The sequence below is a fragment of the Deltaproteobacteria bacterium genome, from assembly GCA_009692615.1.
GTDB lineage: Bacteria > Desulfobacterota > Binatia > UBA9968 > UBA9968 > DP-20.
The window spans coordinates 18,340-41,226 of the sequence record SHYW01000011.1; the positions used below are offsets into that span (position 1 = coordinate 18,340).

Here is a 22,887-nt window from a genome sequence, read left to right on the forward strand (position 1 = left end):
CCTGGATACCGGCCTGCGCCGGTATGACGGAATAGGACGCGGGTGAGTCTAGTATTGTGAATTTTTGAATTCATCGAATTGGAATTGAACAGCAACACTTCGGAGAAAAGTATGAAACAGTCCGTCATCGGAGTTTTCCAGCTCAGTGGTCCGCTGCTCGCGCTATTTCTCTTCGGCGCGTCTCATCTAAACGCCGCCGACACGCTGCAATCGCTCATCGCCGGTGCGAAAACCGAAGACGAAATCACTTTCATCGCCGGCGCGCAGACCTTCGGCGGACGCAAAGGGCTGGCCGATCTCGAAGCGGCATTCAACAAACGTTTCGCCCTCAAGAGCAAAATCAATTTCGCCGCCGGTCCCGACATGAACGCCCGCGCGGCGCGTCATATCACCGAGATCAAAGCCGGGCGCAAAGTCTCCTCCGACATTTTCCTCGGCTCCCAGTCGCATCAGGCGCTGCTGCACAAAGAAAACGCCCTGGAGAAAGTAAACTACGCCGGCCTCTTTTCTTGGGTGACCAAGGAGATGGAAATCTTTCCTGGCGAAACCGTGCTGACCTACACATCGCCCAACGGCATCGTCTACAACAAAGATTTGATTCCCAAAGACAAGGCGCCGAAGAATTACGCCGATCTCGTTGACCCGAAGCTGAGTCCCACTTGGGCCGGCAAGATTGCGATTCCGCCTTACGTCGCCTGGCTCGCCGAACTCTCTCTCGTCTGGGGAGCGGACAAGGTAAAAGATTACGCGCGCAAGCTCGTGGCGATTAGCGGCGGGCGCTTGCGCTACAGCGAAGAAGAGCGGGTCGTCAGCGGTGAGTTTCCCATCATGGCGAACTTTGGCGATGCGCTTAGCGCGATGTGGTCATGGCAGCCCAAAGGCGCGCCGCTGGTCGCCTTGCCCGGCGTCTCGCCGATCAACACCGACTATTTTCAGTTGAGCGTGCCGAAAAATGCCGTCCATCCCAACTCGGCAAAACTTTTCGCCGCCTTCATGACTACGCGCGAAGCTCAAGACATCATGCAGAAGCACGAATCGCGCAGCTCCCATTTGGTCGAGGGCACGTTGATGCAAAAATACCTCAAGGATAACAAAGTCGCCGTGCAAGAGCCCAAACTGTCGATCAGCTACTATCTTAAGAACGAAGACGCCGAAGGATTACAGTTCAAAGAGGAGCTGGCGAAAATTTTGAAAGGGTCATGAGAAGTCAAAAGAATCCCTCGATACGCGCTGCGCGCTACTCGGGAAATCGGTCGACTTGAATCCGATTCCCCGAGTAGGACCGAAGGTCCGTATCGAGGGGCCTTTACACCTGAGCAGCGCAAAACACTGGACACTGATTCAAACGAACTAAACCAGGAGCGAAAACCATGTTGTCCAAAGAAGAAAACCAACTGATCACCCACGTCGGTCCCGGCACGCCGGCCGGACAAATGATGCGCCGTTATTGGTGGCCGGTGGGTTTTTCCGAACATGTCAAAACCAAAGGCAGTCCGGTGCGCGCGCGCTTGCTCGGCGAAGACTTCGTGCTGTTCCGCGACGGCGCGGGAACTCTCGGCATGGTCGATCTGCATTGCTCCCATCGCGGCACCTCTCTTGAATTTGGACGGGTGGAAGAGAACGGCATCCGCTGCTGCTACCACGGCTGGCTCTACGATGTGAAAGGCAAATGTCTGGAGCAGCCGGCGGAACCGGCGGACAGCACTTTCAAAGAGCGCATCCAACATCCCGCGTACAAAGTCCAAGAGCTCGGCGGCTTCATCTTCGCTTACATCGGCCCCGATCCCGAGCCGCTGATGCCGCGTTACGATTTGCTGCTCGAAGAAAATGGCGAGCGCGTTATCGGCGCCGGCACGGAATATTGCAACTGGCTGCAGCGCGCAGAAAATTCCGTCGATCAAACTCATCTAGTCGCGCTGCACGCCCCCGAGTATCCGCATATGGCGCTCAAGCGGCCGGAGATCGGCTGGGAAAAAACCGCCTACGGCGCCAAGATCACCATGCACGTGCCCGGAGTGTCGAAACCGAAACATTCGCATTGGGTCTTTCCGTCGCACACGCGCCACACCACCGCGCGCAAAGGACGGATTCCCGACCACGCGATTCGCTTTCGCGTGCCCACCGATGACACCATGACGGCGACCTACTGGCTGCGCTTTACGCCCTACACGGGCGAGGATCGCGGCAAACCGCTGGTGCTTAAAACCATCGGCTTCGAAGACGACAAGCCCGGCGTTTACACCCGCGTCGACGACGGTTGGTGGGGTGTCGCCTCCCACGACCAAGACCGCGTCGCCCAAGAAAGCCAAGGGCCGATCTACGATCGCAGCAAAGAACATCTTGGCGCGTCGGATGAAGGAGTGATTCTTCTGCGCAACTTGATCAAGGAATCCATCGAAGCCGTACAGCAGGGCAAAGATCCGTTCTGGATTCTGCGCCAACCGGAGCAAAACGAGCGCATCACCTTCGACGCCAGCATGGCCGAGATCGGCGCGCTGGGATAAGCCCGGCGCTAGCTACTTACTTCACCGACCGCGGCAAAACATTGGGCGCTATAGATTGATCTCCGTCGAATAAAAACTTTCCAGCAGCCGTTTGCGCAGCGCCGCGTCGCCGCCGGGGAGGCGGTCGAACTTGGTGGTTTGATCGGTTTTACTTAGAATGCGCCGGCCTTCTTCATCTTCGGCCATGCCGAGCAAGATCGTTTCCAAGCGACTTGCGGTCGCGATGGCGAGATCGGCGCGCACCGAAACCAAATGGCGCGGAAATTTTTCGGTCTGGCCCAAAATATTAATGTCGGCCTTCTCCTTCGCACCCAAGTGCGCGTAATCGTCATCACTGAAGGCACCGGCGTCGGCCCGCTTGGTCATCACCGCGTCGAACAATTTTTCCTGCGAATGGGCGAAAAAATAATGTAGCTGCGCCGGTGAGGCATTGGCGTCGAACTCTTTTTTCTCGGCGAGCTTGAGGCCGCGCCGCTGGAGAAAAAACTTCGCCATCAGATAACCCGAAGTCGAACCGGGATCTTCGAAGGCGATGGGTTTGCCGCGCAGGTCGTCGATCCTTCTGATGCCGCTGTCCTGTCGGACAAAAATCAAACTTTGATACTCCGCGAGGCCGCCCTTCCAACGGCGCAGCAGCGTCTTGCCGGCGTCGTGCACGTAGTTGATCGTGTAGGTCGGATAGACGCTCTCCATGTAGAAGTCGACGCGCTTTTGTTCCAGAAGCTTGACCAGCTCAAAGGGCGTCGGTGCGACCACCACCTTGGCTTCGAGGTTCGAACCCGGCGCCAGCTTGCGCGCCACATACGTTACTAAATCGCGAAAATGTTCTTCGATGGCCGTACGGTTGATTTCCGACACCAATCCCAAATTGAGCGTTTTCACCGCCGCCTGATTGCCGTTCTGCGCGTGGGCGTCACTGCGCCAACCGAACGCGACCGACAATGTCATGGTGAACAACAGCCGCCAGCCGACTACTTTTCCAAAGTAGCGCAAAGTTCTTGACGCCATCGAGGGATTTCTCGTAGAGATGTTCATAGTCATTAGGCTCTACAAGATTGCTGGAAACTTGGCAAGAATAGAATTACGGAGGTCTCATGCGCATCGCACTTGGATTACCTAGCCGCATCGCTAACGCCTCGGGCGCGTTGATGCTCGAATGGGCCACCCGCGCCGAGCAAGGTCCGTTCTCCAGTTTGGTGGTCACCGATCGCGTCGTATCGCAAGCTCTCGAACCGTTGTCGGTGCTGGCCATGGCCGCGGGCGCGACAAAAAGAATTCGGCTGATGACCAGCGTGGTCATCGGTCCGACGCGCGAAACGACCTTGCTGGCGCGCCAAGCCGCGACCATTGACACGCTGTCCGCCGGCCGACTGACGTTGGGCGTCGGCATCGGCGTGCGTAAGAACGACTATCTCGCCAGCGGAAATAATTTTCATCGCCGCGGCCGTTTGTCGGAAGATCAATTCGCGCTGCTGCGCCGGCTCTGGGCGGGCGAAAAGTTATCCGAGGAAACCGGACCCATCGGCCCACCGGCAGTTCATCCCAGCGGACCCGAACTACTTATCGGCGGCTACGTGCCGGCCATCGCCCAGCGTATCGGCAAGTGGGGCGACGGCTACATGGCGCCGGGCGGCGGCGAACCGGAAGCGATGGCGAAAATGTGGCGGGATATTCAACAAGCGTGGAAAGAAAACCAACGCCAAGGCCAGCCGCGCTGGGTCGGCGCCAGCTACTTCGCGCTGGGACCCAACGCCAACGATCACGCGGCGCGCTATATCAACGCCAACTACGGCTACAATCCCGAGCTCGCAAAGCGCAGACTCAGCGCGCTGCCGACCACTGACGAAAAGTTGATCGAAGCGATCCAGCGCCAAGCCGACATGGGCGTCGACGAATTTATTCTCCGCCCCTGCGCCGAAGATCTCGACCAAATGGACCGCCTCGCCGAAGTCGCGGCGAAAATCGTTTGAACTGCGGTGGGTTTTTAATCCGTCATACCGGCGCAGGCCGGTATCCATCCCCGATCGAGATTGCTGTAGGGGCAAGGCGCGCCTTGCCCTCCTGGATTTTCAAGTTCAGATTTTTCTCTCGCAAAGCATGTCCTGAGCAAAGTCGAAGGGGCGCAAAGACGCCAAGTGACGGGCAAGGCCCGTCATCCCGAGTGGAGGCGAGGGATCTCAGAAATATTTCTCCCTTCGGTCGAAATGACGGCTTTCCCGATCGTTCGCGCCTTTGCGCCTTTGCGGGAAATCATCCGATGTCTTTTCTTGCGTCCTTTGCGGCCAATCAGCATCACCGCCTACTCAGCCCCGAGAAAAAACCGCTTTGCTCAATGCGCCGCACGAACGACGCGTCGAAGATTGCATTGGCATCGGTCTGCTTGGCTTGCGGATACTGCAACGAAAGAATATCCAAACCGCTGCGGATCACTGACAGCAAAGGCGTCGGCACCAGCTCCATCTCAGCGAGCGTGTTCTGATAGGTCTCTTCAAGAATCTCGTCGGCCGCGCCGCGCAGGTTCTTGCGCATGACCGCCAGGCTCTTCTCTTTCTGAGTTTTAAAAATATACAGTCCTTCGATCAGAGTTTTCAGGAAACGCTCGATCAGCTCAGGATTTTTCACGACTGTCTGGCGCAACGTCGTAACCGTGTTAGACGGATACGTGATGCCGAGCTTTTCGTAATTGACCAGCTCGCGAAAACCCAACTTCTTGGCGCTCAAATTGAGCGGCATGTTAAGCGGCGCGGCGTCGACGATGCCGCGCTCCAAGGTTTGCAAACCGAGCGCGGGTTCGCCGACGACCAAAAGCTTTACGTCGCGGTCGGGAACCAGTCCCAGCTTCGCGCGCAAAACATATCTGATGATCGAATCGGAGATCGAACCGGCGCGGCCGACGCCGATGGTCTTGCCGCGCAAATCTTCAGGACTTTTGATCTCCGGCTTTGAATAGATCGCGCCGCCGACTTTGTTCATGAAGTTGGCGACGATCACTTGATCCTTGGCGCCGACGATGTGCGAAGTCAGCGCGCCGCTGCCGGTGGCGATGACGATCGGCACATCGCCGCTCATCAGCAACTGCTGCGGCCGCATTCGGCCGGCGTAAACCGCTTTGAGATCGATGCCGTATTTCTTGCCGAGGCCGTCCTCCACGGCGATCCACATCGGCGTGTAATGGCCGGAGAAGGAAGCGTAGCCGACTGTGACAGGATCCAATTGCGTTGCCGCGACGGCGCTCGCGACGAAAGTCGAATACCAGCCAAGGACAGCTACAAGACAGAGAATGATTCCAAGCATCATCGCTCACCGCCAGTTAATTCGTCATGCCGGCGGAGGCCGGCATCCATCTTGGCATTCGCTTCACCCGCAAAAACTTGGATTCCGGCCTGCGCCGGAATGGCGGAATGAAGAGCAACTGCTGGTCGACGAATTCCGCACCCGCCTGAATACCGCCGAGGGTCATTCATCTATGTTCGCGTCGCCACCGGCGCGATATAGCGCTTGAATAATTGCAACGCCACCTGCGGCATCGTCTCCGACAAAAGCCCAACGGCGTAAAGTAAGTAAGACGAATCCAAAAATAATTGCGGATCGCGCGGCCGTAGCGCTTGCACGCCGTGCCGATCGGCGTCCGAGCGCTGGGCTAGGATGTAACCGGCGTGGGGATTGTGCACGAAGACGCCGCCGATGCCGATTAACGTGCGCGTGTCGCGCATGTCTTTGCCATAATGCACCCACGCCTCGCCTTCGCGCGCGACCACGCGCTCGCGCCGGCCGACGTGGCGCTCGACGGCGATGGTGACGGCGTTATTGGCCAGCACCGCGTCCGCGGCGATGTGCCACTTTTCCAGCGGCACCGTGCCGGTCTCTTGGGTGATCTGTTCGATGTAGTCGTTTAGCTGTTCGCGCTCGACGACGGCATCGGGAAATCCATCGCGCAAATCGTCGAGCAGTTTGTCCAAGCCGACGCGCCCAACAATTGTCGCGGCGTTGAAACGAATTCCCAGATCGCCTTCGACGGTTCGTTTCGCATAGGACTCAGCCAATCCTTGAGCGATGACGTTTTCACCCTGCGGCTGACCGTAGCCGATGGAATGAACGTCAGTGGTCGCGCCGCCGACGTCGACGACCAACATGTCGCCCCAGCCTTTTTCCTCGCCCGTGCCGTCGGCGCCGATGCGCACTCCTTGCAGCACCGCCATCGGCGTCGGCAAAACCACCGGCACCATGCCGGTCAACGCGTCGAGCCCCTTCGCGTGGGTGATCCGGGCCATAAAAATTTCCCGAATCGCTTCGCGCGCCGCTTCCACCGCCAGCTTGCCCGCTTTGGGCATGACGTTATCGACGACGATCGCTTCTTTGCCATGTTGTTTCAATTCAGCGGCAACTTGGTCGGTGACGGCTGAATTGCCCGCGACGACAATCGACACCGAAAGCATTGAGCGCGCCAACAGACGAGCGTTGTGCAAAATAGTTTCGCTATCGCCGCCGTCGACGCCACCGGTCAGCAGGATCATGTCGGGGCGAAGCGCTTCGATCTCTTTAATCTTGTCATCGCTGAGCTTGAACGCGGTGGAGCCGACGATCTTGGCGCCGGCGCCGAGCGCCGCTTGATTCGCCGCTTCGACGGTCAAGCCGGGAACGTTGCCGACAACCGCAATGCGCAAACCTCCCGCCGCGCTGCTCGAAGCCAAAACTTTATTGCCGGCGAGCATCGACAAATCTTTCGGCTGCGCGTCGAATATAGAATGCTTTTCGTGCAGCAACGTCAGCGCGCGCAGCAACCCTTCGCGCACGTCGGTCGACACCGTCGAAGGCGATTGGCTCCGGCCAATGACTTGCGCCCGAGTCAAATCGACAGCCGTGACCTTGGTAAACGTGCTGCCGAAATCGATGAGGATGGCGAGTGGGTTCATGGGAGAATCGGATCAATGAAAAATAAAAAATGTAAAATTAAAAAAATCCTCGGCTCGAAGCCGCGGGATTCGAACAATGTCGAATGGAAGTTGACTACCCTTTCCGTCATTCCCCCGAACGCGGGAATCCAGGCGAGGGCGGACACGCAGGTCCGCCCCTACAGAAAAAACCTGGATGCCCACTTTACCGTCACCCCGGTGAAAACCGGGGTCCATCCCCATCCCCTTCAGATGGATACCGTTCTCCAACGGTATGACGGACCTTTCCCGATAGAAACATTCACTGACCTCACTTTCTAACTTGATTCGCCCGCGCCAGCAGTTCGTATGGAAGCGTGATTCCAATTTGTTTCGCTGCCTGCAGGTTAATGATGAATTCAAACCTCATCGCCTGCTGTACAGGCAACTCGGCAGGTTTCGTTCCCTTGAGGATTCTGTCTACGTAGTGGGCTGCCTTGCGGAACAGGTCATCGAAGTCCGCCCCGTAGGACATAAGACCGCCCTCATCGACAAACTCCTTCTGGAAGTAAATAGCCGGCAACCGGTATTTGACGGCAAGCTCGACGATCCGCTTTCTTTCCGCGAAAAAGTTGCGAGCGCCGGTCGTCATAATCGCGCCCACCTGCTTCTGCTTGGCGGTTTTAAAGGCGCTCTCTAAACCTTTGGCGTCGACTTGAGTCGCGATCTCCTCCAATTTTAGCTTCAGAAACAAAGCCGCAGGCCTGAGCTCTTTTAGCTGGAGGTCTGTTATTATGCTGGTTCCCAGCGGCCGCAGAAGCCCAACTCGGCTGAGCTTGGGGACTGCGTCCTTGAGTATCTCTAGCCTTTTGGTATTTAGCTCGGGCGATAAATTCGAGAAACCGGTGACATTGCCCCCCCGGCCGCGCCAGGCTGGCAACCAAACCTGCACCCACGGGGTCCGCAACGTTCGCCATCACGATGGGAATGGTAGTCGTGACGCTCTTGGCCGCTAACGCCGACGGTCCCGATGCGACCAAAATCAAATCAAGCTTAAGTCGAACCAGCTCCGCCGCAAGCTCACGCAGGCGCTCATTCTTTTGCTCGGCATATCGGTACTCAATGGTGAGATTCTTTCCCTCGATCCAGCCGAGCTTGCGCAGCTCCTGCCGGAACACCTCCAAGAGCCCTGCGCTACTAGAAGCAGTGCTTGGATCCAGCAAACCGATGCGAAAGATTTTCCCCGACTGCTGCGCCTCGGCGAGAGAAGCAGTCGTCAGAAAGAAAGTTGTCAGCAGCCGGATGGCGGTTCTTCTATTCATTTTATCTCCACAACTTTTCATTCTTCACTTCTTACGACCCACGATCGCTTCACAAAGAAAAATCCGAAAGTCTTACTGTTGCCTATTGCCTATTGCCTGATGCCTTCTTCATTTCATTTCGCCGACGCGATCATGCGGTACAGATCCATGATGCGTTTGTCGCGCAGCGTGGTTTCGACGTCGCGGTTCAAGTCCGCGCCGCGGATCAAGCCGATCTCCAGGCCGAGCTTGTCGGCTTCTTTTAAAAACTGCTCGTCCTTGGTCATCGCCGCGAAGGCGTCGCGCAGCTCTTTCACCCGATCCGCCGGCACTCCGGGCGGCAGCGCTATCGCTCGGCCGATGTTCTGCGCCGCGGCGAGCGCGCTCAGCAAACCTTTACTGCCCGCCGGCGCAAGCTCGGCTATACTCGGCACTCCCGGCACTCGCGGGTCGCGGACTTTTCTCGACGTCACCAGCGGCGTGATATAGCCGCTCTTAAGCCATTCCCGTTTGGTCGCCATGAGCGAACCGGTTCCTTGGGCGCGGCCGTCGAGCGCGCCGCGTTCGATGTCGAGCAAGATTTCCGGCGTGCCCGGATATCCTGGGATCACGCGAAAATCCAGACCGAGAATCTGCTCCACCACCTTGACGACAAAGTTGCTGGTGTGGTCAAGGGACTGCGCGCCCATGCGCGGCTGCTTGCCTTCCTTGTTGGCTTTTTTGATCAGCTCCAAGCTCGCGTACGGCGTCGCGGATCTAACGTAAACCGTCTGCGCTTCGTCGAGCGCCTGGCCGATGTAAATAAATTTCTCCAGATCGAACTTGATGGCATCGTTGTGTCCGGCCACGGCGAAGATCGCGCCGGTGTTGATGTTGCTCATCGTCAAACCGTCCGGTTTGCGCAAATTATAAAGTTCGTTAACGGCGATCAGTCCGCCGGCGCCGGGCTTGTTGACGACGAGAATCGACGGCTTGCCGGGAATATACCTTTCCAGATGGCGCGCGAGCAGCCGCACGGTCTGATCGGTCCCGCCCCCCGGCGAAGAGCCGGCGAACAGGGTGATCGTCTTGCCGGCGTAAAAACTTTTGGCTGGTTGCGCGCGCAGCGGTGAAGCCGCGAGCAGGCCGAAGAAAAACACGCAGACAAAAATCTTAAGTGTAATTCTTGCTGTCGTTTGCAAATTCCGCCCTCACCCTAACCCTCTCCCACTTCGTGGGCGAGGGAACAAATCAACGATCGCCAAATCTGGAATTTGGAATCTGCAATTTGAAATCTGAGATGCCGAGCGCAGCTCGGCCTAATATCCCCAGCGCGTCTCAACGGTTTTGAGGCGCTGAAACTCTTCGTCTAATTCTTTGCGGCCGCGCAGCTCTTTAAACGCTTCGTCGACCAGATCCTGCGCGACAACGTCCTTGATCGCGGGGACGTTATAGTTAAGCTCGCCCAACCGCTCTTCCTCTTTGAGCATGTCTGCGAAGCCAGTGGCGCGGCCGTTGAGTGGAAACGGCATCGCTTCCAAATCGCGCAGGCTGCGGGCATGGGGGTTGGCGCGCTCCTCTGGGTCCGGGCTCGACAAGCGCAAGCGCTTTTCGAGCCGGTTGATGTACTCGTAGTTCCTCGGCATGTCGCGCACGAACCAGTAGGAACGGATCATGCCTTTGAGAAAGGCTTTGACCATATCCGGCCGCTCTTCGAGGATTTTCCCAGTCGCCGCGATGATCCGTTCGGGACGGCCGTCGGGATATTGATCCGCCGGCGAGACCAAAATGTTGCAGCCTTCTTTGAGCAAATCTTCGGCGTACCACGGCGGCACCGGCGCGCATTCGACCCGGCCGCTGCGGATCGCTTCGACATGCAGTTGGGAGGCCACGCCGAGGCGCACCCACTCGACATCCTTCTCTAGATTCAACCCGGCTTTGACCAACTGAATCTGAATCGCCCAGTGGCGAATGCTGTTGTAGTCGCTGATGCCGACGCGCTTGCCTTTGAGTTCCGCCAGCGACTTGATATGCGGCGGCGCCACCCAGACGTTGGTATGTTGGTTGCGCCAGCCGGCGATGATGTAGAGATCGGCGCCGCGCGCGCGCTGATAGAACACCGTGCGCGACTGCACGTCCAAGGCGATGTCCACCGACTTTTCTTTCATCGCCTGGGAGATGCCGAGCTTTTCCAAACCGAACGGCACCATGGAATCGGTGAGCAGCTCATAGGCATGGGAGCCGCTGTCGTTCTTCAAACCTTCGTCGTAAAAAAAGTTCATCTCATGTGCCGTCCGCACCGGCACTTGATGCAGCATATGATAACAAGTCGGCGCAATGCGCAGTTTTCCATCAAGCATTTTAGTTTCTCACTTCCCTGGATTTTTCAGCGAATGTTAATTTCAGTCGCGAGCTCGTCCATATCAATAAAAAAGCCACAGCGCCAACAACCCGGCGAGGGAAATAAGCGTGACAACCTCCAGCGCAGTTCGCTTCCAACCGGTAAGAGCGAAAGTAATGCGCGGCACATGCTTCGGCTTAGCTTCTATCGGCGCACTGGTGCTAACTTCGTCGCCACCATCACGCAGCAACGGCAACGCCCGCGCGACATCTTGCCGCTGCACCTGAACTTTGATCTCGCCAGTGCCAAGTGCGCCAGTCGCCGCATCCCGGTCGTCGACCAGCAAACACTCGATCTTCGCGGCTTCCAGCTTGGCGGCGATCAGCCGCGCTTCTTGGCGCCGATGCACCGTCGCGATGGTGATGTAGCCGAGCTTTGAATTGTCCGCTGCGTGGGCCATGGTCTGCTCACCTTTCTACTTGCCAAAATAATTTCTGAACTCGTCGAGATATTTTTTATAACTGACCTGCACTTCTTCCATCGCCAACGGCAGGATCTTCTCCGCGTTGATCTCTTTGAACGCCGGGTCCAAACCGGCGACGTTGCTGCGGCCCGGTAGCCGCTGTTCGCGCGCCAACAACTCGGCGACCTGGTCGGAGAGCATGAAGTCGATCAAAAGCTTGGCCGAGTTGGGATGAGGCGGACGCTTGGCGATCTGCAACGTCGCCGGCTGCACCACCAGCGGATCGGGATTCTTGATCCAGTCCACCGGCGCGCCTTTTTTCTTGAGCATCTCGGCGGCGTGGCCGCGGCCGATGTAGACGGCGAACTCACCGGCGGCGAGCAACGCATTGCCGCGGGCTGAAGATTCCGAGCGCGGTTCATGCTTCGACAACGCTTGCATGAGCTGCTTGCCCTTCTCCGCGCCGTAGCGCTTCATCATGCCGGCGTACCAGGTTACTTGCTCCTGTTCCACCGCCAGCCGTCCTTTGTATTTCGGATGGGCGAGATCGGGCCAATCCCGCGGCCGCTCGCTGGCGGGAATCAACTTGGTGTTGTAGATGATCGTCATCGGATTGTAATAGAGCGTCGTCCACAAACCGTTCTTGTCCTTGAACGCCGGCGCAAAGTTCTTGCTCTCCGGCGAAAGATAAGAACCGGCGATGCCCTGCTCGATCAACACTTGCGTATGAAACCCACCGCCAAAGTTGAGCACGTCGACTAAATATTTTTTGGCGCGGTACTCGGTCATCAAGCGCTGCAACATCTTATCGCTGTCGGCCTTGTACTGCTTGACCCGGAGAAATGGATATTTGCTTTCGAACAGCTTCCAAACGTTCTGCGCCGTATCCGTGCGCAACGTCACGTAAGCTTCGATCTCGCCGCCCTCTTTCTTCGCCGCCTCGACAATCTTCGGATCGCTAACCTGCGCGTAAGCGCTCGCCGCCAAGGCAATCTGCCCACTTACGATCACGCCAATCATCCCACGCATGGCAACCTCCAAAATTCTGACCACTGACTATTTCTTATAAAGCGCTCGGATAAACCCACTATCATCCAATTTCTTCACAAACGACGGCTCGACGATCAAAGTCGCATCGGTTTGCTTGGCCTGCGGATATTGTAGCGAAAGCATGTCCAAGCCGGCTTTGACCACTGCCAATGACGGATAGGGCGCCTCGTCGATAGTGGCGCGCGTCTGTTGATAAGATTCTTCCAAAATATCTTCGTCGGCGCCTTTCATGTAGCGCCGAAACACCGCCATGGTCTTGGCCTTGTTGGACTTGAAGATGGAGATCCCTTCAATCAGACATTTTAAAAATTTCTCCACCAAGTCGGGATTGCTGGCGACGGTTTGGCGCAACACCACAACGCTCGTGTACGGATACTCGACCCCGAGTTTATCGAAGCTTGCGAGTTCGTGAAATCCAGCGTTGCGGGCGATGAACAAGTGCGGAATCGACATCGCCGCGTTCCAACGCTTGCAAGCCGAGAAAAGGTTCGCCAGTGGGCAGCAACTTCACGTCCCGGTCGGGAATAAGTCCGAACTTGCTGCGCAAAACATATCTCACCGTGGCATCCAAAAACGCCGCCGGCCGGCCAGTGGCGATGGTCTTGCCTTTCAGATCTTCAACGCTTTTGATTTCCGGCTTGGCGAATAGCGATGTGCCAATTTTGTTGGTGATCGTCGCGACCAACACCTGATCCTTGATTCCCACGATGTGAGAAGTCATCGTGCCGGTGCCCGAGGCAATGACGATGGGCACCTCGCCGGTAGCGAGCTGCTGCTGCGGCCGCACCCGGCCGGCATAAATCGCCTTCAAATCCAAACCGTACTTAAGCCCAACATGCTCCTCGACCACGATCCAAAGCGGCGCGTAGGTCGCCGTGATATTCGAATAGCCAACAGTCAAAGGTTCGAGTCGCGCGGCGCCAAAGGCATCGAAGCCCACAAGCAACACAGGAACGAACAGCAAAATCGAACCAAAACACTTTCGCCCATCCATCACATTACCTCGTGCGAAATCTCCGAACTTCTGACAACTGCCCACTGACCACTGACTACTTCCGATTATAAAGCCCCCTAATAAACCCGCTATCGTCAATCTTCTTCATAAACGAGCCATCGACCATGGCGCTCACATCGGCCTGCTTCGCCTGGGGAAATTGCGGCGTCAACATTTCCAGAGCATTTTTAAATACCGCCAACGTCGGATGCGGCGCTTCGTCCAGCGTCGCCACGGTGTGCTGGTAGGTCGCGTCGAGGATTTCGTCGCTGCTGCCGCGCTGATACTTGGCCAAAACCGCCATGCCTTTCTGCTTGTCGGTTTTGATGATGTGCGTGCCTTCGATCAAACACTTCAAAACTTTCTCGATCAACTCCGGCTGTTTGGTCAAGAGCGGCCGCAGTACCGTCACCGTCGAGTAAGGATAGGTCACGCCAAGATTGTCGTAGTTGGCGATCTCGCGAAACCCCATCTTGCGCGCGACGAACATATACGGCGCCGACATCCCCGCCGCGTCGACCACGCCGCGCTCTAGCACTTGAATCGCCAGCGCCGGCTCGCCGGTGGGCATGAACTTCACGTCGCGATCCGGCACCAAGCCGAACCGGCTCTGCAGCACATAGCGGGTCATGACATCTTGAAACGCGCCGGGCCGGCCGGTGGCGACGAGTTTGCCTTTCAACTCTTCGACGCTCTTGATGTTCTGGCGGGAAAAAATTGCCGAGCCTACTTTATTCGTGATGGTCGCCACCATCACCTGATCTTTGACGCCGACGATATGCGAAGTCATGGCGCCGGTGCCGGTGGCCAAAACGAACGGCACATCGCCGCTGGCAAGTAATTGTTGCGGCCGCACCCGTCCCGCGTAAATCGCCCGCACATCTAAACCATACTTAGCGCCCAAGTGCTCCTCCACCGCCACCCACAACGGCGCGAAAGCGCCCGCGAAAGTGGAATAGCCGATGGTCACCGGTTCGAGCTTGGTCGCGGCGAATAGACGCGACGTTGTGAATAAGAAAGCGAGAACGACGAATAGCGCAGCGTGGAGTTTTTCTACAAGCATGTTTCGATTTGCCATCGTGGTGCGGCCAAGTCAATCGGTGAGGGCGAAGTCGTATCACGTATAATAAATCGTCAATAACTGAACAACCCTCGGCTCCAAGTCGACTCCCCTTCCGTCATTCCCATGAAAACGGGAATCCAGGCGAGGGCGAGTCGCGACCCGCCCTACGGCAAAAAACCTGGATACCGGCTTTCACCGGTATGACGATTCGGTTTATCTTTGTTGCTGCAAACACGGCTCCGATTCGTTTCACTAACCTTTGGCCGAAACTTGCTTTGTCTGAATCTCTGCTCCGATATCGATTTGCAGTAAATCTTCGCCGACCAGCAACGGTCCGTCATATCTTTTTCGCGTCGCCGGGATCAAGTCCTGCGCCGTCGCGCTACCGAACAAGAGCAAATGATTGTAAACCGCCAGTTTCGGTTTTGTCCGGGCGAAGACTTCGCCGGCTTGCTCGGGGGTCGTGTGGTTGGCGCCGATTCTTTTCAATTGCTTGGGATCTTCCGCGGCGCCGCCGGCCACCGCCGTCACTTCATGAACCAAGAGATCGACGCCTTGGGCATGGCGAATCAAGTTTTCATTGAATGTGGTATCGCCCGACAACACCACCGCGCGATTTTGGTAATCGATACGGTAACCGAAGGCCGGTAATTCCTCGCCGCCGTGATCGACTTCGAAGGCGCTGATCTTGACGCCATCGCCGTCGAAGACCACGCCTTCGGAAATTTCCTGCGGCGCCAACTGCACCCCATCCGATTGATAACTTTTACTGCGCACGCGAATATCGACGTGAAACGCCAGCGGCAGATGCTCCATCATCTGCCGCGTCCCCACCGGTCCGTAAACCGCCAGCGGCTGAGCGCGCATGCCCCAAGGCCGGCCGATCCAACCGGTCAACCAGAGATCGGGAAATCCGACGACATGATCCGAATGATGGTGGGTTAGAAACAATCCGTTGATGTCGCTGAACGGAATGGCCAGCTGATGCAGCCGCTGCATGGCGCCTCGGCCGGCGTCGAAAATAAATTTTTGCCCGCCGACTTCCACCAGCGTGCTCGGTCCGAAGCGATCCAAGCGCGGCGGCGGCGCGCCGGTGCCGAGAAGCGTCACGCGAAAAATATTGTCATTGGTTTGCGCCATACTGTGCTCCGTAACTTCTACGCTGGAAAATTTTAAGTAACGCCAATGCGGCCGCCAAACTTATTTGAATTTGATGCCAAGCTCCGTTTGCGCCGCGCGTAACGCGGACAGATCGACAAAGTCGCTGACGAGCGTAGCTTGTTTGAGTTCGAGCAATTCCTTGGTGTCCTGCACGACCAAGCCAAGCCCGTCCATCGGAATCCCACCGTCGGCGTTGTAAACCCGCCAGATCGAGTCGTAAGTCGCCGCGGCGATCTCCGCGCCGGCGCGCTGCCATTCCATGAGAAACTTGATCGTGCCGTCGCGATTGCTGCGAATATAACCGTTGGCCTTGATGCCGGCTTTGATCATTCTTTTGATCTCGTCCGGTTTGTCCTTTAGCCGCTTGGCGTGAATCGCCAGACCGCTCTGCGGAAAGCTCAGCAGCTCATGAGTGCGCGCGAGCACTATGTAGCCGAGCTTTTTCCCCTCGACATCGAAGGGCGGCGGCACCATCGCGCCGTCGGCCAATCCTTGTTTCATCAACGCCAAGCGCGCCTGGGCCGCGCCCACCGACAGAAATTTGATCTCCTTATCGGGATTGAGCTTGGCTTGTTGGAGAATCATCCGGGCGATGCGCGTCGGCGCGCCGTTGACCGCGCCCACAGCGATGGTCTTGCCGGCGAGATCGCTAAGCGTTTTCACTCTGGCGTGGCTCAACAGCAGCAACGTCGACGACGGCTCGAAACAAGCGACGATCTTCAGCGGCAAGCCGGCGAGCGCGCCGCGAATGCCTTGCGGAATGCCCACCGTGTAGTCGATATCGCCGCTGGTCAGCGCGGCCAACGCCGCGTTGCCGCGAATGAGCACGATCTCGCCATCGATGCCTTCCTGTTTGAGCAAACCGAGCTTTTGCGCCAATGGAAAAGTAATAAATTGCCCGCCCACGTCCGGCACCGCCAAGCGAATTTTATCCGCTGCGTCCGCCAACGTTAACGGCAGCAAAAACCAGAGAATTAGTAGGAACATCGTTAGTCGCCAGTCACTTCGCGGCCAACAGCGATTTCACGAAGCCGCTCTGATCGAGCTCGCGCACCAAGCGGTTGTCGAAAAAATCTTCGGGCTTGGCGCCCTTCGCTTTGGGCGTGGTTCTTTCTAAATCCTGCAGCAATCCGGGAATCCCCGCCGGATAGGGCGGCACGGTGAAGCCGTTCTTGATGCTCAACTCATAGGTTTCGTCGAGCACTTCTTTATCTTCGGTGCGAAAATATTTACCCATGGTCTTGATCGCGAAGGCGCGGTCTTTCATGCCACGCACCGCGCCTTCGATATAAGCGCGCAGAAAGCGCCGGGCGATGTCTTCGTTGGCTTTTAAATAGCGCCGCGTCGTCACCACGCCGTTGACGTGATACTCGACGTCGAGTCCGGTCAGATCCATCAAGTCTCTCAACTTCAAGCGCTTGGCTTGCAGCGTCGCTGGCGGACTGATCGCCGCCGCGTTGACCCTGCCCGCGGCCATCGCCGTCACGGTTTCCGCCGGCCCGCCGGTCTGCACCATGGTCACGTCGCGGTCCGGCTCGAGACCCGCCTTGCGTAGCGCGATGCGCGATGCCAGATCGGACTGGGTGCCGAAGCGCGTCACGCCGAAAACTTTGCCTTTCAAATCCTCCATGCGCGCGATGTTCGCCTGGCCGTAAATCCACCAGTTAAATTTTTTCACGATAGTCGCAAGAATCACCGTGTCGGTTCCCGATAGCGCGGCTTGAATCGGCCCGGCGCCGCCGGCTTGAATGATCGGCAGCTCGCCGGAAAGCATCGCTTGGATCGCCAGTGAGCTGCCGGGAATGCTGATCACCTCGACGTTGAGTCCGTGCTTCTCGTAAAAATTTCCTTCCTTGGCGAACCAAATCGACATCTGCGCCGCCGACGCCGAGCCGCCGCCGACACGAAGCTTGTCGAGTTTTTTCTCTTGCGCCTGTAACGAAAGCGAAGCAAAACAAATCGCGGCAATAGTAATGCAAGTTGCGACTTGGCAAATCTTCATGGGATCTCCCGAGATTAGTGAAACGATTTATCTTCTCACCTATAGCACAGGCAAACCCATTTTTGTCGAGAGACTGATGACGGCGATCAGGATATTCGTCTGGATTTGCACTTCGACTGACGGATCTCCATGGGCACGACGACCATTAGCACACGGATGAGAACAATCGACGAATTTTCACTCCGTCATTCGAGTGAAAACCGGAATCCATGAATTTGAATCCTAGATGGACACCGGCCTTCGCCGGTGTGACGCTGACTGGGTTAAGCGTTTTTAAACGATCGAGACGCTGGTGATCGGCAACTATTGGGGGATCGCCTTTTAATTCGCGGCCGACGGCGCGATCGACACGCCTTGGACGCCGGCTTTCTTGATCGCCTGGGCGACGAAGCCTGAGGCTTTCACGTCTTCGATAAATTCGCGCAGATATTTCACCGCATCGCCGCGCCCCTTGACGATGCCGAGGGATTGTTGGATCGCCATGAAGCGTTCGGGAAAAATCCGCCCACCGGGAACCTTCGGCAGATTCATTTCGAGATGTTGGCGCACGCCGGCGAGCACGTCGACTTTGCCGGACGTGATCAAGTCGATGGCGCTGTTCTGGCTCGACGCCCGCACCAACTGCGCTTTTTTCAACTCGCGGCTCAAGAATAAATCGTAAGCGCTCTTGCCCGACACGCCGACCCGAATGCCGTCGCGATCGACGTCGGCGTTGACGCGCAGCGCCGAGCCGGCCGGCGCGAGATACACGCCTTCGATTTCAATGTAAGGCGGCGCGAAGTCGATTTCTCCGGCGCGTCCCGGATCGACGGCGAGAAACGCGACATCCCAAGCGCCGGTTTTGGCCGCGTCGAACATTTTGCCCGCCGCCTCGAAGCCGACAAGCTCAACCTCCACGCCGATGCGCCGGCCGATCTCCCGGCCAAGATCCACCGCCACCCCGCGCAGCTCGCCGCTGGCGGGATCTTTGCTCGCGAGCACGAGGTTGCCAGAGTTGATGCCGACGCGCAGTTTGCCGGTCGGCGCCAGAGCGGAAATGAGGGAAGGATTTATCATCGGGACCATCCATTTCTCTTCGGTTGAATAGAATGACGCTAGCGAGTTCGGAACCGAGCGTCAAGCATGCGATGCGCTGGTCAGTTTTTAACTCGTAAGCTACGCGCGCGTGAGCAGTTCGAGCAAGTGGCCGTCGGGGCCGTGAAAGTAAACGCCGCGTCCGCCCTTGCGCGTATTCAACTGGCGATTCGTCGGACTGCGCGGCTCGCTACCCCATGTAAGGCCGGCGTCCTGGATACGCTGAAAGATCGCATCGAATTCTTCGTCGCTGACATGAAACGCATAGTGATGCGGTTCGAACGACTCGGCGTCATCGAAGTCGAGTGTCAGCTCATCGTTAACCCGCACCGGCGCGAAGTGTCCCTTAGGTCCGTCGTAGTTGAGACCAAAAATCTTCGCGAACAAACTCGCCGCGGCATCTTTGTCCTTGGCCGGCACAATCGTGTGATTCAGCTTGATCGACATGATCCCTCCTTTTGAATCGTTCAATCGTTCAGAAACGACACTGATGACTCCGCAAGAAATTTATTTTCAACAGGCTCTCGGCGCGCGTCACTTCACGCCGAAAATTTCCTGATAGAGTTTGATATAGCGATCGAAGTCGTCGTAAATTTCCGGCGCGGTAAACGCCGGCGTCACGCCTTGCAACAACGTCGGCGGATCGGGCGGAGTGTCGCTGCGATCGGGAATTCGTTTGAGCCCGCGCACAACCTCTTGGCCGCGCCGCGACAGCATGAAATCGATGAACAGCTTCCCCGCGTTCGGATGGGGCGACTTCGCGGACAGTCCCACGGGATGGAGATTCGCGAACGACGGCGCCAGCGGCACCCACTCCACCGGCGCGCCGCCGGCCTTGAGAGAGTCGAAGTTGTGCATATACGAAGTGAGCGTGCCGTTGAACTCGCCGGCGGCAACCAGTTGGGCCAACAGCGTTCGACCGCCGCGCAGGTTGGGCTGTTGCGCCGCCAACGCGCGCATGAAGCTCAACCCTTTCTCTTTTCCCATCCCGCTGATCGTCGCGGTGAACCATTCATAGGCGCGGCTTTCGATGCCGACTTGTCCTTTCCACGCCGGCTTGAGCAGATCTTCATGCGTTCGCGGAATGTTCGCCTTGGAGACAAGCCTAGTGTTAAAACCAAAAACGCCGTAGGTGGTATAGTTGGAAGTCCAAAAACCCTGAGGATCTTTGAAACCATCGCGAAAGAATTTCCGCTCCGGCGAGTCGTACGCAGCCAGCAACCCCCGTTTCTTGAGTAGATAACCATAAAACCCGGTCGTCGAAACTACATCCCAAAGCGGCTTCCCCGCCCGCGATTCGATCAGAATCTTCTCCATCATCTGGGAATCGGTCGTGCGCTCAAACTGGACGTCGACCTTGGGATATATTTTCTTGAAACTATCGGTCAGTGCTTTGCTGTCCGAAGCGTTGGCGGTGGTATAGAAAACTAACCTGCCCTCCGCTTCCGCTTTATCCTTCCACTCCGCGGCGACTGAAGTCCAAGGTGAAAAGCATACGCAGCCAAGTAGAAACGCCCAGGCCAGCATCAACTGCCATTTTCTCATCACGCATCTTCCTCAAAGAATTTCTAATACAGATCCTTATGAGGGTCCCGTCGTGAAAAAGAAGCGCTGTGGAGTAACCGGTTTCGGCTGGCCAAGTCCGCGAAATGCTCGTGTCAAATCGTATTTTTCCAAACCTACACTCGGGTTTACGCTTATTGAGTACCGTTGATTTGGTTTAAGCCCCAAAGTCAGAGGAACAACAAATGTGCGATTGTCTCGCCAGTAAACGCCGCCTTCACTGCAGGTACGCCCTGCGACCGCGTTAGGATAAAATGCCGGTGAACAACCAAAATTCCAGGAATTTGACATGGGCTGATCGAAAACAACGACGATCTCTGTAAGTGAAGCCGGGACGTTTTCGCTCCCGTCCTCGGGGATCGTGTGAACTGGTTTCGATGGGGTCCCTGTCGGGACCGCTTGTCCAATCTTTTTTTTCTCATTGTCGGTATTCTGCTGCTCAGCCGGAACTTTAGCGACGAGCATATACTCTCGTAGCTCGAAGGATGTTGCTGTACTCTCGGTCTTCCTACTTACAACATTTTTCACATCCGGTGCATACCACAACGTCCACTCACCACAGCCCCGCTCTTTGTTGGCGATAACGGCGCACGAGCATTGGCACTCAAAGGCTCCGAATGTGCCAGCCAAACGCTGTAACAACGCATTCCGTGCGCACAGGGACGCGTGGCGCTTTACTACTTGGGTCCGACTGTCCAATTCTTAAACTTTCACCATCGTAGCGCCACGTTTTACCTATCCAAAGGGGAAATTCTATATTAGCGGGGCGTGCGGTGTTTTTTCGTGTTGTGGCATTTCCGAACTGATAAACCCAGTAGTCACCACGTTGTAGTATTGGAGACTCAGCAACTGGTCCTTTGTAATTTTCCGGCGGAGTCGCAGCCAAAATTGTGAGAGAATAACTTAACCCGATAGCAAGACAAAGTAGCCGACACCATGTAGTCCTAAAATATGCCGCAGCAAAAATCTTTTTCATTTTCACTCCTTCAGACTCCGCGAAACACAAGTGGGGGCGGAAGTGTATTCTAGAATAGAGATTCGTGTCACCTTACTTGATCTACACCTTTCTCTTCAGCGGACTCGGCAGACTGCTCAACAACGAACTGAACATTGTCGGATCGAATCCCACCGCGAATCCCGTCAATGAAAGCAGACCCGCAACGCGAGCGTACTGGTCGGGGCTCGTACTCTCGAAAAGCTTTTCCCCCGGAGTCCCGATGGCAACGCCGGCAATGTACAGGAGAAAGACGACAAAGCTTCTAAACATACTGGCGATCGGATTCTCGGTCCGGTAGGCCATAGAAATCGTCACCAGTTGATGATTTCCATCACCGCCCGCTTCTACCTGCGGTTCATAATCGCGAAAGGTGAGCCGACTGGAAATCCCACCCAGCAGTCCCGCCAAGCAGGTAAGCGTGACCACGTTCGTGTAAGTGTACAGCAACCCCGCCATAAAAAAATTATGAACCGTGAAGGATTTCATCAGCGCCTCGCGGTAGGCAATTGACGGAACCATCAACCCCGCCGCAAACAATAAAACCCACGCGACCACGCAAAACATACCCATCGCCAAATGCAGTGGCTTGTTCATCTAGTGGTTACTCCTTAGAAACTTTCCGCCTGCACAATTCCGGGGACACAATACTAATTTCACGACATCTGTCCTTTACGACTCGTTACATCATCGCGCAAAGATCTTCTTGAAGAACCCTTCTTTCTCCAGCTCCTTCACCACACTATCGTCGAAAAACTGCTCTGGTTTATATTTTTTCGCTTCCGGTCGGGTTTGGGCGCGGGGTCGAGAACGAGCTTCAAAAATCCTTCCTCGCCGGAACTTAACTCGCAGGTGGATGTCTCCCTCGTAGAATCTCTTCCGCGCGTATTGCCAATATTAACGGACGATTCATCCGAAGCGCCGCGACAGTTGCCCTACCCGTGGGAGTCAATCCAATAACACGCGGTCCCGCCCAACGAAAGTGATCGTGCCTGCGCTGGCGACGCGGATGAAACAAGGCCACTCTACGGCCGCTTTGTGGGTCGAAAGCTGAACGTCGGGCCTCTTTGCGCAATGAACATGAGACACATGCGAGGGCCAAATTTTCAGCGACGGATGAGCCACCGGCCGCCTTCGGTAAGATGTGGTCGATATGGAACGTGGCTTCTTGGCTATCCTGCGACAATCCGCAATATTCGCATCGATCTCCCGCCCGCATCACAACCAAGTGACGCAATCAAGCAGGAACGCTGCTCATGATTTTTTCGCGCGCCGATGGCTGCTTGCGCGCCGAGCCCGCAAGCGGAGAAGTGTAAGTAGCTCGGAGAGATTTACCAGGCCCTGCGCTTCATTCCGTTCGGCGGCAGTCAACCGTTCGCCGTTGTCTTGACGATCCAGCAAGAACTGGAGACGCGTGTCGACGGCCGGCGGCAAGCGAAACTTCGCTAAATCTTCTGGCACTTCCATCTGAAAAGCGACCATTTGTGACATGTCATCTCCCACTAGATTTTAGTCTTGCGGTATCAT

The 22,887-nt window shown here is 56.6% G+C and carries 25 protein-coding genes and 1 pseudogene; 4 read left to right on the forward strand and 22 right to left on the reverse strand.

What is annotated here, in order from left to right:
* The first annotated feature begins 111 nt into the window (after nucleotides 1-111).
* Together EXR70_04185 and EXR70_04190 are read left to right on the forward strand one after the other, a co-directional pair.
* Nucleotides 112-1,203: an extracellular solute-binding protein gene (locus EXR70_04185; GenBank protein MSP37670.1), complete on the forward strand. Its 1,092-nt coding sequence runs from the start codon at nucleotides 112-114 to the stop codon at nucleotides 1,201-1,203.
* 167 nt (nucleotides 1,204-1,370) lie between these two features.
* Complete coding sequence (locus tag EXR70_04190) at nucleotides 1,371-2,504, forward strand: hypothetical protein (GenBank protein MSP37671.1); 1,134 nt, start codon at nucleotides 1,371-1,373, stop codon at nucleotides 2,502-2,504.
* A gap of 48 nt (nucleotides 2,505-2,552) precedes the next feature.
* Here EXR70_04190 and EXR70_04195 read toward each other — a convergent pair whose 3' ends face one another.
* Entirely contained in the window at nucleotides 2,553-3,545 is a 993-nt protein-coding gene (locus EXR70_04195; protein ID MSP37672.1) for a phosphate/phosphite/phosphonate ABC transporter substrate-binding protein, read from the reverse strand.
* Between the two features lie 53 nt (nucleotides 3,546-3,598).
* On the opposite strand from EXR70_04195, the gene EXR70_04200 reads away from it, so the two are divergent.
* Complete coding sequence (locus EXR70_04200) at nucleotides 3,599-4,474, forward strand: LLM class flavin-dependent oxidoreductase (protein ID MSP37673.1); 876 nt, start codon at nucleotides 3,599-3,601, stop codon at nucleotides 4,472-4,474.
* A gap of 322 nt (nucleotides 4,475-4,796) precedes the next feature.
* On the opposite strand, the gene EXR70_04205 is transcribed toward EXR70_04200, so the two are convergent.
* Nucleotides 4,797-5,801, reverse strand: coding sequence for an ABC transporter substrate-binding protein (locus tag EXR70_04205; protein MSP37674.1), 1,005 nt, complete (start codon nucleotides 5,799-5,801; stop codon nucleotides 4,797-4,799).
* Nucleotides 5,802-5,968: 167 nt separating this feature from the next.
* A complete protein-coding gene (locus EXR70_04210; protein ID MSP37675.1) occupies nucleotides 5,969-7,417 on the reverse strand; it encodes a MutL protein in 1,449 nt (482 codons plus the stop codon).
* 15 nt (nucleotides 7,418-7,432) lie between these two features.
* Here EXR70_04210 and EXR70_04215 point away from each other — a divergent pair, with 15 nt between their 5' ends.
* On the forward strand, nucleotides 7,433-7,717 hold the full coding sequence (locus tag EXR70_04215) for a hypothetical protein (protein ID MSP37676.1): 285 nt from the start codon (nucleotides 7,433-7,435) through the stop codon (nucleotides 7,715-7,717).
* On the opposite strand, the gene EXR70_04220 is transcribed toward EXR70_04215, so the two are convergent.
* The 19 genes and pseudogenes from EXR70_04220 to EXR70_04310 form a co-directional block, all read right to left on the reverse strand.
* The gene (locus tag EXR70_04220) at nucleotides 7,707-8,342 is read right to left on the reverse strand and encodes a hypothetical protein (protein ID MSP37677.1); all 636 of its coding nucleotides are present in this window, start codon (nucleotides 8,340-8,342) and stop codon (nucleotides 7,707-7,709) included. The genes EXR70_04215 and EXR70_04220 overlap by 11 nt on opposite strands.
* Nucleotides 8,059-8,718 carry a hypothetical protein gene (locus EXR70_04225; GenBank protein ID MSP37678.1) on the reverse strand — a complete coding sequence of 220 codons (660 nt, stop codon included), beginning with the start codon at nucleotides 8,716-8,718 and terminating at the stop codon, nucleotides 8,059-8,061. Before EXR70_04225 ends, EXR70_04220 begins: the two co-directional genes overlap by 284 nt.
* 92 nt (nucleotides 8,719-8,810) lie before the next feature.
* Complete coding sequence (locus EXR70_04230; protein ID MSP37679.1) at nucleotides 8,811-9,857, reverse strand: hypothetical protein; 1,047 nt, start codon at nucleotides 9,855-9,857, stop codon at nucleotides 8,811-8,813.
* 117 nt (nucleotides 9,858-9,974) lie between these two features.
* Complete coding sequence (locus tag EXR70_04235; GenBank protein ID MSP37680.1) at nucleotides 9,975-11,015, reverse strand: ABC transporter substrate-binding protein; 1,041 nt, start codon at nucleotides 11,013-11,015, stop codon at nucleotides 9,975-9,977.
* 63 nt (nucleotides 11,016-11,078) lie between these two features.
* Complete coding sequence (locus EXR70_04240) at nucleotides 11,079-11,456, reverse strand: hypothetical protein (protein MSP37681.1); 378 nt, start codon at nucleotides 11,454-11,456, stop codon at nucleotides 11,079-11,081.
* Nucleotides 11,457-11,471: 15 nt separating this feature from the next.
* Nucleotides 11,472-12,488, reverse strand: coding sequence for an extracellular solute-binding protein (locus EXR70_04245; GenBank protein ID MSP37682.1), 1,017 nt, complete (start codon nucleotides 12,486-12,488; stop codon nucleotides 11,472-11,474).
* Between the two features lie 27 nt (nucleotides 12,489-12,515).
* Entirely contained in the window at nucleotides 12,516-12,962 is a 447-nt protein-coding gene (locus EXR70_04250; GenBank protein MSP37683.1) for a hypothetical protein, read from the reverse strand.
* Nucleotides 12,898-13,503, reverse strand: coding sequence for an ABC transporter substrate-binding protein (locus tag EXR70_04255; GenBank protein ID MSP37684.1), 606 nt, complete (start codon nucleotides 13,501-13,503; stop codon nucleotides 12,898-12,900). The genes EXR70_04250 and EXR70_04255 overlap by 65 nt, the downstream gene beginning before the upstream one ends.
* Nucleotides 13,504-13,558: 55 nt before the next feature.
* Nucleotides 13,559-14,581: an ABC transporter substrate-binding protein gene (locus EXR70_04260; protein ID MSP37685.1), complete on the reverse strand. Its 1,023-nt coding sequence runs from the start codon at nucleotides 14,579-14,581 to the stop codon at nucleotides 13,559-13,561.
* A gap of 237 nt (nucleotides 14,582-14,818) precedes the next feature.
* Entirely contained in the window at nucleotides 14,819-15,706 is an 888-nt protein-coding gene (locus EXR70_04265; GenBank protein ID MSP37686.1) for an MBL fold metallo-hydrolase, read from the reverse strand.
* A 60-nt stretch (nucleotides 15,707-15,766) separates the two neighbouring features.
* Complete coding sequence (locus EXR70_04270) at nucleotides 15,767-16,714, reverse strand: ABC transporter substrate-binding protein (protein ID MSP37687.1); 948 nt, start codon at nucleotides 16,712-16,714, stop codon at nucleotides 15,767-15,769.
* Between the two features lie 13 nt (nucleotides 16,715-16,727).
* Nucleotides 16,728-17,729 (reverse strand): ABC transporter substrate-binding protein, encoded by a 1,002-nt coding sequence (locus EXR70_04275; GenBank protein ID MSP37688.1) that lies wholly within the window; start codon nucleotides 17,727-17,729, stop codon nucleotides 16,728-16,730.
* Between the two features lie 321 nt (nucleotides 17,730-18,050).
* Entirely contained in the window at nucleotides 18,051-18,794 is a 744-nt protein-coding gene (locus tag EXR70_04280) for an ABC transporter substrate-binding protein (GenBank protein ID MSP37689.1), read from the reverse strand.
* A 90-nt stretch (nucleotides 18,795-18,884) separates the two neighbouring features.
* Nucleotides 18,885-19,250, reverse strand: coding sequence for a VOC family protein (locus EXR70_04285; protein MSP37690.1), 366 nt, complete (start codon nucleotides 19,248-19,250; stop codon nucleotides 18,885-18,887).
* 87 nt (nucleotides 19,251-19,337) lie between these two features.
* Nucleotides 19,338-20,351, reverse strand: coding sequence for an extracellular solute-binding protein (locus tag EXR70_04290; GenBank protein MSP37691.1), 1,014 nt, complete (start codon nucleotides 20,349-20,351; stop codon nucleotides 19,338-19,340).
* Between the two features lie 33 nt (nucleotides 20,352-20,384).
* A complete protein-coding gene (locus EXR70_04295) occupies nucleotides 20,385-20,831 on the reverse strand; it encodes a hypothetical protein (GenBank protein ID MSP37692.1) in 447 nt (148 codons plus the stop codon).
* Nucleotides 20,832-21,423: 592 nt separating this feature from the next.
* Nucleotides 21,424-21,957 (reverse strand): hypothetical protein, encoded by a 534-nt coding sequence (locus EXR70_04300; GenBank protein MSP37693.1) that lies wholly within the window; start codon nucleotides 21,955-21,957, stop codon nucleotides 21,424-21,426.
* A 244-nt stretch (nucleotides 21,958-22,201) separates the two neighbouring features.
* Nucleotides 22,202-22,618, reverse strand: a pseudogene (locus tag EXR70_04305) (HNH endonuclease).
* On the reverse strand, nucleotides 22,615-22,851 hold the full coding sequence (locus EXR70_04310) for a hypothetical protein (GenBank protein ID MSP37694.1): 237 nt from the start codon (nucleotides 22,849-22,851) through the stop codon (nucleotides 22,615-22,617). The pseudogene EXR70_04305 and the gene EXR70_04310 overlap by 4 nt, the downstream one beginning before the upstream one ends.
* Nucleotides 22,852-22,887: the final 36 nt, after the last annotated feature.

Coding starts and splice junctions, on each gene's coding strand:
- EXR70_04265 (MSP37686.1), bottom strand. CDS start 15,706: ATGGCGCAAACCAATGACAATATTTTTCGCGTGACGCTTCTCGGCACC.
- EXR70_04260 (MSP37685.1), bottom strand. CDS start 14,581: ATGGCAAATCGAAACATGCTTGTAGAAAAACTCCACGCTGCGCTATTC.
- EXR70_04275 (MSP37688.1), bottom strand. CDS start 17,729: ATGAAGATTTGCCAAGTCGCAACTTGCATTACTATTGCCGCGATTTGT.
- EXR70_04270 (MSP37687.1), bottom strand. CDS start 16,714: ATGTTCCTACTAATTCTCTGGTTTTTGCTGCCGTTAACGTTGGCGGAC.
- EXR70_04255 (MSP37684.1), bottom strand. CDS start 13,503: ATGGATGGGCGAAAGTGTTTTGGTTCGATTTTGCTGTTCGTTCCTGTG.
- EXR70_04295 (MSP37692.1), bottom strand. CDS start 20,831: ATGCTCGTCGCTAAAGTTCCGGCTGAGCAGCAGAATACCGACAATGAG.
- EXR70_04210 (MSP37675.1), bottom strand. CDS start 7,417: ATGAACCCACTCGCCATCCTCATCGATTTCGGCAGCACGTTTACCAAG.
- EXR70_04200 (MSP37673.1), top strand. CDS start 3,599: ATGCGCATCGCACTTGGATTACCTAGCCGCATCGCTAACGCCTCGGGC.
- EXR70_04310 (MSP37694.1), bottom strand. CDS start 22,851: ATGTCACAAATGGTCGCTTTTCAGATGGAAGTGCCAGAAGATTTAGCG.
- EXR70_04225 (MSP37678.1), bottom strand. CDS start 8,718: ATGAAAAGTTGTGGAGATAAAATGAATAGAAGAACCGCCATCCGGCTG.
- EXR70_04195 (MSP37672.1), bottom strand. CDS start 3,545: ATGACTATGAACATCTCTACGAGAAATCCCTCGATGGCGTCAAGAACT.
- EXR70_04185 (MSP37670.1), top strand. CDS start 112: ATGAAACAGTCCGTCATCGGAGTTTTCCAGCTCAGTGGTCCGCTGCTC.
- EXR70_04280 (MSP37689.1), bottom strand. CDS start 18,794: ATGGTCCCGATGATAAATCCTTCCCTCATTTCCGCTCTGGCGCCGACC.
- EXR70_04240 (MSP37681.1), bottom strand. CDS start 11,456: ATGGCCCACGCAGCGGACAATTCAAAGCTCGGCTACATCACCATCGCG.
- EXR70_04235 (MSP37680.1), bottom strand. CDS start 11,015: ATGCTTGATGGAAAACTGCGCATTGCGCCGACTTGTTATCATATGCTG.
- EXR70_04285 (MSP37690.1), bottom strand. CDS start 19,250: ATGTCGATCAAGCTGAATCACACGATTGTGCCGGCCAAGGACAAAGAT.
- EXR70_04245 (MSP37682.1), bottom strand. CDS start 12,488: ATGCGTGGGATGATTGGCGTGATCGTAAGTGGGCAGATTGCCTTGGCG.
- EXR70_04250 (MSP37683.1), bottom strand. CDS start 12,962: ATGTCGATTCCGCACTTGTTCATCGCCCGCAACGCTGGATTTCACGAA.
- EXR70_04205 (MSP37674.1), bottom strand. CDS start 5,801: ATGATGCTTGGAATCATTCTCTGTCTTGTAGCTGTCCTTGGCTGGTAT.
- EXR70_04300 (MSP37693.1), bottom strand. CDS start 21,957: ATGAACAAGCCACTGCATTTGGCGATGGGTATGTTTTGCGTGGTCGCG.
- EXR70_04190 (MSP37671.1), top strand. CDS start 1,371: ATGTTGTCCAAAGAAGAAAACCAACTGATCACCCACGTCGGTCCCGGC.
- EXR70_04215 (MSP37676.1), top strand. CDS start 7,433: ATGAAAAATAAAAAATGTAAAATTAAAAAAATCCTCGGCTCGAAGCCG.